Below are 9,211 nucleotides of genomic sequence, written 5' to 3'. Positions count from 1 at the left end.
CCGGGGGTCCGGGCCCGAGGTGCACGGCTGTCGATCCGCCGTAGTAGCCCTGCACCCCGAGCCCCCAGAGCCAGTTGAGGATGTTCGTATTGTCGCTGTATCCCACGAACGGCTTCGGATCGACCACCGGAAGCGTGGGGTCGAGGTGCGGGACGACGAGGATCTGGTCATCCCCGCCGATCGTGGCGAGGATCGCCCGGATTGTGGGATCGGCGAAAGCCGCATTCACGTCGGCGGCGCGTGCCTGCGGGCTCGCGTCGAGCTCACGCGTGGTCGGGTACTCCACCGGAATCAGGCCGGTGTGCTCCTCGAGACGGCGCAGCGCCTGTGCGTGGAGTTCCGGCGCGACGGCGGGCGCCGCGAACGCAGGCGAGAGGATGGCAACACGATCGCCGGGGACGAGCTTCGGAGCGGTCAGCATCCCACCAGTCTCACACGTCAACAGAAATTGACTTCCGTCACAAAGTCAACAACTATTGACGCAGGAGGTGCATCATGACAATGCCGACCGCGATCGCACAGGACGACGGCAGCGAGCCCCTGGCCGCGCTGCACAGGCTCGCCGAGACGCGTAAGGAGATCGCACGCGCCGAGGAGGCGAATGTGCGCCGCGCCCGCAACCTCGGATACTCGTGGCAGGCGATCGCGAGCGCGCTCGGCGTGAGCAAGCAGGCCGCGCACCGGCGGTTCGGTCGCTCCTGACGCCCGGCCCCGACACCGCGCACCCTTACAGCCCGCCCATAGGATTCGGCCGCGAACGAAGTACGGTCGAAGTACCATCTCCAGATCGAGGTCCCGCATGTCCGGTTCGGCGACAGCACGCCGCCGCGGACGTGGCGCACAGCCCGAAGGCCCGCGCGCCACCTTCCGCCAGCTCCTCCCCTTCCTCTTCGAACACAAGCGAACCCTGATCGTGGTCGCCGTGCTCAGCGTCGTCGGTGCAGCCACGTCTCTCGTGCAACCCCTGCTCGTCGGCCAGGTCATCGAGGCGGTGCAGTCCGACACCGGGATCGGGATCCTCGTCTGGCTCCTGGTCGGCTTCGTGATCGTGTCGTCCGTCATCTCCGGCTTCCAGCACTACCTCCTCCAGCGCACCGGCACTGCGGTCGTGCACTCGAGCCGCCGCAAGCTGATCGCCCGCATCCTGCACCTGCCGACCTCCGAGTTCGATGCCCGCCGCACCGGCGACCTCGTCTCCCGCGTCGGCACCGACACGACCCTCCTCTACGCCGTGCTCACGCAGGGCCTCGCGGATGCCGTCGGCAGCGCCGTGCTCTTCCTCGGTGCGCTGATCGCGATGCTGCTGATCGACCCGATCCTCCTGCTGCTCATCGTGGTGGTGATCGGCATCTCCGTCACGGTCGTCGTGCTGCTCAGCGGCCGCATCCGCACTGCCTCGACCGCCCAGCAGGAGAAGGTCGGCGAGCTCGCCTCCGGCGTGGAGCGTGCGGTCGGCTCGATCCGCACCATCCGCGCCTCGGGCGCCACCGAGCGCGAGACGGCCGCGGTGTCGGAGCTCGCCACCGACGCGTACGGCATCGGCGTGCGCATCGCCAAGATCTCGTCGATGGTCGTGCCCGTCTCCGGCATCGCGCTGCAACTGTCGCTGCTCGTGGTCCTCGGCGTCGGCGGGTTCCGGGTGGCCGCCGGCGCGATCACCATCGCGTCGCTGATCTCGTTCATCATGTTCCTGTTCCTCCTCGTGATGCCGCTCGCCACGACCTTCGGCGCGATCACTTCGGTGAACCAGGCACTCGGCGCACTCGGTCGCATCCAAGAGGTGCTCGACCTGCCGACGGAATCGCAGGACGACGAAGCCATCGCCGCCGCCCTCCCTCACGAGGACGCAGCCCCCGGCGCACCGGCCATCGAGTTCCGCGACGTGCGCTTCCACTACCCCGCGAACGTGGTGGCAGCCCGTCAGGCCGCAGCGAAGGCAGCGCGGACTCTCCTCGCGGACGCGCATCTGGAATCGGTCGAAGATGCGGCACCGGCCGCGCAGGACCACGAAGTGCTCCGCGGGGTGTCGTTCGCCGTGCCTCACGGCGCCAGAGTCGCCCTCGTCGGCCCCAGCGGTGCGGGAAAGAGCACGATCCTGTCGCTGATCGAGCGGTTCTACGACCCGACCGGCGGGTCCATCCGCCTGCACGGCCACGACGCGCGCACCTACCCGCGCGACGAGCTGCGCGCCCAGTTCGGGTACGTCGAGCAGGATGCTCCCACCCTCGCCGGCACGCTTGCCGAGAACCTGCGTCTCGCCTCACCCGATGCCTCCGACGCGGACTGTGAACGCGTGCTGCGTGCCGTGAACCTCGGCGACGTGCTCGAACGCAACCCGCTGGGCATCGACGCGCCCGTCGGCGAGGACGGCGTCATGCTGTCCGGCGGCGAGCGTCAGCGTCTCGCGATCGCCCGCGCCCTGCTCACCGATGCTCCGATCCTGCTGCTCGACGAATCGACGTCATCGCTCGACGGCGTGAACGAGCAGCGGATGCGCGAAGCCATCGATGCCGTCTCGACCGACCGCACGCTCATCGTGATCGCGCACCGCCTGTCGACCGTGGTCGACAGCGACCTGATCGTGGTGCTGCAGAACGGCGTCGTGGTCGGCCGGGGCACGCACGAGGAGCTCGTCGAGACGACGCCGCTCTACCGCGACCTCGCCCGGCACCAGCTGCTCACCTGACGCTCACTCATTCCCGGACAACACGAAGGCGGGACGTCGGAGACCACTCAGCCATGGGTTCGTCTCTGATGTCCCGCCTTCGCGGGTGTGAGGGTGCCGGCTCCCCCGAACCGGCACCGGTCTGGGGCTACGCCTTGGCGAGGCGGTAGCGCAGCGATGCCAGCTCGGCGCGCAGCGCCGCCGGAACCCTGTCGCCGAAGGTGTCGTAGAACTCCTCGGTCAGGTCGGCCTCCGTCTGCCACGCCGCGGCGTCGACGGCGAACAGCTCGTCGAGGTCGGCGGCGGGGATGTCGAGTCCGTCGAGGTTGAGGTCTTCCACGCGCGGCAGGCGTCCGATCGGACTGTCGACCGCCGGCACGTCGCCGGCGATGCGGCGGATGATCCAGTCGACGACACGCGAGTTGTCGCCGAAGCCGGGCCACAGGAACCGGCCGTCGTCACCGCGACGGAACCAGTTCACCTGGAAGATGCGCGGTGCGCGGTCGAAGCGCAGACCACGACCGACCTTCAGCCAGTGGCCGAAGTAGTCGGCCATGTTGTAGCCGCAGAAGGGCAGCATCGCGAACGGGTCACGGCGCAGCTCCCCGACCGTGCCCTCGGCCGCAGCCGTGCGCTCCGACGAGATGTTCGAGCCGAGGAAGACACCGTGCGTCCAGTCGGTGGCCTCGACCACGAGCGGGACGTTGCTGGCGCGGCGTCCGCCGAAGAGGATGACGTCGAGCGGCACGGCCTCTTCCCAGTCGTCGGAGATCTGCGGGCACTGCGCCGCCGACACCGTGAAGCGGGAATTGGGGTGCGCCGCCGGTCGACCGGAGTCGGGCGTCCACTCGTTGCCCTCCCAGTCGATCAGGTTCGCGGGCGCCTCGTCGGTCAGGCCCTCCCACCACACGTCACCGTCGGGACGGAGCGCGACGTTGGTGAAGATCGTGTTGCCCCACAGCGTCTCGACCGCCGTGACGTTGGTCGACTCGCCGGTGCCCGGCGCGACGCCGAAGAAGCCGGCCTCGGGGTTGATCGCCCACAGGCGACCGTCTTCGCCCGGACGGATCCAGGCGATGTCGTCGCCCAGGGTCTCGACCTTCCACCCCGGGATCGTGGGGCGGAGCATGGCCAGGTTCGTCTTGCCGCACGCCGAGGGGAACGCGGCCGCGACGTGGTACGCCTTGCCCTGCGGGTCGATCACGCGGATGAGCAGCATGTGCTCGGCGAGCCAGCCCTCGTCACGGGCGATCACCGAGGCGATGCGCAGCGCGAAGCACTTCTTGGCGAGAATCGCGTTGCCGCCGTAGCCCGAACCGTAGGAGTAGACCTCGAGCGTCTCGGGGAAGTGGACGATGTACTTGTCGTCGTTGCAGGGCCACTCGACGTCGTTCTCGCCCGGGGCGAGGGGCGCGCCGACCGTGTGCACGGTCTTGACCCACGGAGCCCCCTCGGCGATCTGACGCGTGACGGCATCGCCGACGCGCGTCATGATGCCGATCGACGCGACCGCGTAGGCGCTGTCGGTGATCTGCACGCCGATGTGCGAGAGCGGGCCGCCCACGCGTCCCATCGAGAACGGCACGACGTACATCGTGCGGCCGCGCATCGATCCCTCGAAGATCTCGTCCATCTTCGAGTGCATCTCGGCGGGGTCGGCCCAGTTGTTCGTGGGGCCGGCATCCTCTTCGCGCTCGGAGGCGATGAACGTGCGTCCCTCGGTGCGGGCGACGTCGCTGGGGTGCGAGCGGGCGAGGTAGGAGCCGGGACGCCACTCGGGGTTGAGCTTGATGAGCTTGCCCTCGTCGACGAGGCCGTGCAGCAGCCAGTCGTTCTCGGCGCGCGAGCCGTCGACCCAGTGCACGGAGTCGGGCTGGGTGAGAGCGCGGATCTCCTCGACCCACGCGGCCAGCTCGGCCATGGCGGGGGTGTCATACGTCGGAGCCGCGCCGAACGTACGCGTCGGTGCGACGGGAGACGTGCGGGGGGTGAAGACTTCGGCGAAGGCCATGACGTGTGCTCCTTTGAATTGTGGGGCGTTGCACCTATCTTCTTCCGCTTCCGACCGGACTTTCGGACAAATCGAGCGATAAGAACTGCAATTCTTTCGCTACACTCAAGGAATGGCGCCCTCCGGCATACACCTCACGACTCTCGGTCATCGCATCCGTCACCACCGGCTCGAGAAGGGGTTCACCCTCGACGAGCTCGGCGCGCTGGTCGGCGTCGCCGGGTCGCAGCTCAGCCTGATCGAGAACGGCAAGCGCGAACCCAAGCTGTCGCTGCTGCAGGCGATCGCGCACGCCACGAGCACCGAGGTGACCGACCTCATCTCGGGCGAGCCGCCGAACCGTCGCGCCGCCCTGGAGATCGAACTCGAACGCGCCCAGGAGAGCCCCGTCTTCCGGCAGCTCGGCGTCGCGCCCGTGCGCGTGACCAAGGGCATGAGCGACGAGACGATCGAGTCGGTGCTCGGACTGCACCGCGAACTGCAGCGTCGCGAGCGCGAAGCCATCGCCACGCCGGAGGAGGCGCGGCGCGCGAACACCGAGATGCGGCTGCGCATGCGCGCGCAGAACAACTACCTCCCCGAGATCGAGAAGCTCGCAGAGAAGCATCTGAAGGCCGCCGGGCACGTGCAGGGCGCGCTCACCCACCGCACGGTGAGCATCATGGCCGAGAAGCTCGGCTTCGAGCTGATCTACGTCAACGACCTGCCCCATTCCACGCGATCGGTCACCGACCTCGAGAACGGGCGGATCTACCTGCCGCCGGCATCGATCCCCGGCGGTCACGGCCTCCGCTCGATGGCCCTGCAGGCCATGGCCCACCGCTACCTGGGGCACACGCCCCCGACCGACTACGCCGACTTCCTGCAGCAGCGGCTGGAGATCAACTACTTCGCCGCGTGCTGCCTGATGCCGGAGACGGCCGCCGTCGCGTTCCTGCAGCAGGCCAAGAAGGATCGCAACCTCGCGGTCGAAGACTTCCGCGACGCGTTCGGTGTGACGCACGAGGGCGCCGGCATGCGCATGACGAACCTGCTCACCCAGCACCTCGGGATGTCGCTGCACTTCCTCCGCGTGGACGCCACGGGCGCGATCACGAGGGTCTACGAGAACGACGACCTGCCGCTGCCCATGGACGTCACCGGCGCGGTGGAGGGACAGCGGGTGTGCCGCAAGTTCCAGGCGCGCGCGGCGTTCACGCAGCAGAACCGCACCACGGAGCATCACCAGTACACCGACACGCCCTCGGGCACGTTCTGGTGCTCGACACAGACCGGGGCGTCGACCGACGGAGAGTTCTCCATCACGGTCGGGGTCCCCTTCGACGACGCGCGCTGGTGGCGCGGGCGCGAGACCAGCGATCGCGCCGTGTCGACCTGCCCCGACGAATCCTGCTGCCGTCGGCCCTCCGCCGAGCTCACCGAACGCTGGAACGGCAGGGCCTGGCCGAGCGCCCGCGTGCACACGCACATGTTCTCCCCTCTCCCCCGCGGCGCGTTCCCCGGCGTGGACGACAACGAGGTCTACAACTTCCTCGGTCGTCACGCGAGTGAGTGATTAAGATATATTCAATTCACTCATTCATTTCCCGAGGGAGACCTGTGACCGAGCCGACCCCCGCAGACGCACCTGACACGGAGACCTTCACCTCACGCCGCCACCGCATCACCGCGAGCGGCCGTTCGCTCGACTACAGCGCCGGAGCCGGCACCGTGATCGTCCGCGACGACGAGCACCGCCCGCTCGCGAGCGTGTTCTACACCTCGTACATCGCCGACCGCGAGGAGGGCGCCCCGGTGCGCCCCGTGACGTTCCTGTTCAACGGCGGCCCCGGTTCGGCGAGCCTCTGGCTCAACATCGGCGGCTTCGGACCGAAGCGCACGCCCACGAACACACCCCTCGCGACGCCGCCCGCCCCCTACGCGAGCAGCGACAACCCGCACACGCTGCTCACCGCCTCCGACCTCGTGTTCATCGACGCGCCCGGCACCGGATACTCACGTCTCCTCGGCGATGCGACCCCGGCAGAGCTGTGGGGCGTCGACCAGGACGTGGCCGCGTTCGCAAAGGCGATCACGCGCTGGCTCACGATCACGAACAACTGGAATGCGCCGCGCTTCCTGTTCGGCGAGTCGTACGGCACCACGCGCGCTGCGTCGCTCGTGCATCGGCTGCAGAACCAGGGCCTCGACTTCAACGGCGTCGTGCTTCTGTCGACCGTGCTCAACTGGGGCGAGAGCAACCTCGGCGGACCCCGCGAGTACATCAATCTGCTCCCTTCGTACGCGGCGACCGCCTGGTACCACGGCAAGGCCCGCACCGGGCACACCGAGCTCGAGCCACTCCTCCTGGAGGCACGCGAGTTCGCGCAGGGTCCGTTCGCCGAGGCGCTGCTACGCGGCGATCTGCTGCCCGCCGACCTCGAGGACGCCGTCGCCGAACGGATGAGCGCCCTCATCGGGCTCGACGCCGACTACCTGAAGAAGCACCACTTCCGCATCGGGATGGAGCAGTACCGCTACGCCCTGCTCGCCGACGAAGGGCGCGTGATCGGCCGCTTCGACACCCGCTTCACCGCCGAGCACCAGTACGTCGTCGGCAACGGCTCGCACGACCCGGCCACCGACGACGCGGCCACCGCGGGCGTCAACAGCGCACACCTCTCGACGTACCGCGCGCACCTCGTGGACGACATCGGCTTCACCAGCGACCTGCACTACCGCCACCTGCACAACATGCCGATCTCCCGCGCGTGGGACTGGAAGCACAAGGCACCGGGCGTGGATGCCCCGCAGCTGGTGCCCGACGTCTCCATCGACCTGTCGGCCGCCGTGCGCCGCAACCCGAACCTGAAGGTGTTCGTGATGGGCGGCTTCTACGACCTGGCCACCCCGTTCTTCGGACCCGAAGTCGACGTGGCGCACCTCTACCTGGCGCCGAGCCTGCGCGAGAACATCCGCTTCACGTTCTACGAGTCCGGTCACATGACCTTCGTGGACGAACGCGCGGTGGAGCGCATGAAGAGCGATCTCGACGACTTCTACCGCGACGCGACGACGCACGGATGATCGGGCTCGAGGCTGTAGGCCGAGTCCGCGACCTGGCCTACACCGCCCGTCTCGAAGAGCTCCCGCTGCGACGCTCGGGCGGCTCGTCGCAAGGGTCGATCTCGGCGTTCAGCTACATCGTCGAGGGCACGGATCGCCCGGTGCTGTTCCTGACCAACGGTGGACCGGGAGTGTCGACGCTCTATCTGCACCTGAGCGGGATCGGGCCGATGCGCGCCCACGTCCCCGTCGACCTCGCCGACGCCGGGCACCCTCCCTACGGCGTGGAGGAGAGCCCGTGGACGATCCTCGACGTCGCCGACCTGGTGTTCCTCGACGCTCCGGGCACCGGATTCGGTGCCTTCGCTGACGATGCCGATGCGTCGGACTTCCGTTCCGTGGAGGGAGACGCCGACGCCATCGCCGCCGCCATCTCGGACTGGGTCGACAGGCACGGTCGCTGGAACTCCCGGAAGTTCTTCCTCGGAGAGAGCTACGGCACCCTGCGTGCGGCATTCCTCGCGACCTCATCGCACAGCATGGACACCGCGCCGCTGGACGGCATGGTGCTGCTGGGGCAGGCCGTCAACATCCAGGAGACGCTGGATCGTCCGGGCAACGTGGTCGGAGCGCTCGCGAACCTGCCGTACAAGGCAGCGACGGCCTGGTATCACGGCGTCGGCTCCCGCGAACACGAGACGGTCGAGGACGCGATCGCCGCGGCACTGGACTTCGCTCGAGGCGACCTCGCCCTCGCGATGCTGCAGGGCGACCAGCTGCCGGCCGACGAGCGTGCAGGGATCTCGGAGCGCCTCTCGCGGATGATCGGGATTCCCACGGGCGAGCTCGCCGACGATCGACTCTGGGTCAGCAAGCAGGACTTCCGCTCGCGCCTGCTCCCCGGACGCGTGCTCGGAGTGACCGACAGCCGGTACTCCGCACCGGCGGCCGACCGCCGCTCCGGTGAGCTCGACCACGACCCCTCCGATGTGGCACTCTCCCCGCGGTACGTGGCGGGGCTGCAGCAGTTGCTGCGACACGTCTTCGGCACCGCCCCCGCGCAGCCGTATCGCGTGGTCGACCCGGAGGCGGGCCGCGACTGGGAGTGGGACGAGCAGGGCGGTGCGGAGTTCGTCGCCTACGGACGACCCTCCCCGTTCCGCACGTACCCGTACCCGGCACGGTTGTCACGCTGGATGAAGCAGACTCCGCGCGGACGACTGTTCATCGGCACCGGCGTGTACGACTCACTGACGACCGTCGGCGCGGCCGACCACCTGCTGCGGCAGTGGGGGTTGCCGCGCGAGCGCACCGAGACCCACTGGTACCGCGCCGGCCACATGATGTACAGCGACCCCGAGGTCGCGGTGCGCCTGAACGCCGACCTCCGCGCCTTCCTCACCCGCTGAGAAGCCCGACGAGGCTGCGGATCAGGCGGTGAGCGTCTCCAGCGCGAAAGCCGCGAGCGCCGCGGCCTGATCGGCGAGGAC

Annotated in this window: 7 protein-coding genes; 5 read left to right on the top strand and 2 right to left on the bottom strand. The window is 68.9% G+C overall.

The features are described from left to right. Positions 1-421, bottom strand: a 421-nt coding sequence (locus tag ACNPM4_RS07780) for an LD-carboxypeptidase (protein ID WP_448985312.1), incomplete at its 3' end; no start/stop codon positions are given. Positions 422-495: 74 nt separating this feature from the next. Between ACNPM4_RS07780 and ACNPM4_RS07775 the strand changes: the two genes are divergently transcribed. Together ACNPM4_RS07775 and ACNPM4_RS07770 are read left to right on the top strand one after the other, a co-directional pair. Next, positions 496-702 carry an AsnC family protein gene (locus tag ACNPM4_RS07775; protein ID WP_262000582.1) on the top strand — a complete coding sequence of 69 codons (207 nt, stop codon included), beginning with the start codon at positions 496-498 and terminating at the stop codon, positions 700-702. Positions 703-799: 97 nt separating this feature from the next. Then, positions 800-2,686 (top strand): ABC transporter ATP-binding protein, encoded by a 1,887-nt coding sequence (locus ACNPM4_RS07770; RefSeq protein ID WP_448985311.1) that lies wholly within the window; start codon positions 800-802, stop codon positions 2,684-2,686. A 127-nt stretch (positions 2,687-2,813) separates the two neighbouring features. On the opposite strand, the gene ACNPM4_RS07765 is transcribed toward ACNPM4_RS07770, so the two are convergent. Continuing rightward, the gene (locus tag ACNPM4_RS07765; protein WP_262000580.1) at positions 2,814-4,676 is read right to left on the bottom strand and encodes a phosphoenolpyruvate carboxykinase (GTP); all 1,863 of its coding nucleotides are present in this window, start codon (positions 4,674-4,676) and stop codon (positions 2,814-2,816) included. Positions 4,677-4,788: 112 nt separating this feature from the next. On the opposite strand from ACNPM4_RS07765, the gene ACNPM4_RS07760 reads away from it, so the two are divergent. Genes ACNPM4_RS07760 through ACNPM4_RS07750 form a run of 3 tightly spaced genes read left to right on the top strand, consistent with a single transcriptional unit; the run spans position 4,789 to position 9,130 of the window. Further along, positions 4,789-6,231, top strand: coding sequence for a helix-turn-helix domain-containing protein (locus tag ACNPM4_RS07760; RefSeq protein WP_448985310.1), 1,443 nt, complete (start codon positions 4,789-4,791; stop codon positions 6,229-6,231). A gap of 44 nt (positions 6,232-6,275) precedes the next feature. Continuing rightward, positions 6,276-7,742: a S10 family peptidase gene (locus ACNPM4_RS07755; RefSeq protein WP_448985309.1), complete on the top strand. Its 1,467-nt coding sequence runs from the start codon at positions 6,276-6,278 to the stop codon at positions 7,740-7,742. After that, positions 7,739-9,130: a S10 family serine carboxypeptidase-like protein gene (locus ACNPM4_RS07750; protein WP_448985308.1), complete on the top strand. Its 1,392-nt coding sequence runs from the start codon at positions 7,739-7,741 to the stop codon at positions 9,128-9,130. Before ACNPM4_RS07755 ends, ACNPM4_RS07750 begins: the two co-directional genes overlap by 4 nt. The last annotated feature ends 81 nt before the right edge of the window (positions 9,131-9,211 follow it).

The organism is Microbacterium umsixpiens, from assembly GCF_053543675.1.
The sequence above is the reverse complement of the archived record's forward strand: the minus strand, read 5'-3'. Positions and strand labels throughout refer to the sequence as shown.

Coding starts and splice junctions, on each gene's coding strand:
- ACNPM4_RS07775 (WP_262000582.1), top strand. CDS start 496: ATGACAATGCCGACCGCGATCGCACAGGACGACGGCAGCGAGCCCCTG.
- ACNPM4_RS07770 (WP_448985311.1), top strand. CDS start 800: ATGTCCGGTTCGGCGACAGCACGCCGCCGCGGACGTGGCGCACAGCCC.
- ACNPM4_RS07750 (WP_448985308.1), top strand. CDS start 7,739: ATGATCGGGCTCGAGGCTGTAGGCCGAGTCCGCGACCTGGCCTACACC.
- ACNPM4_RS07760 (WP_448985310.1), top strand. CDS start 4,789: ATGGCGCCCTCCGGCATACACCTCACGACTCTCGGTCATCGCATCCGT.
- ACNPM4_RS07765 (WP_262000580.1), bottom strand. CDS start 4,676: ATGGCCTTCGCCGAAGTCTTCACCCCCCGCACGTCTCCCGTCGCACCG.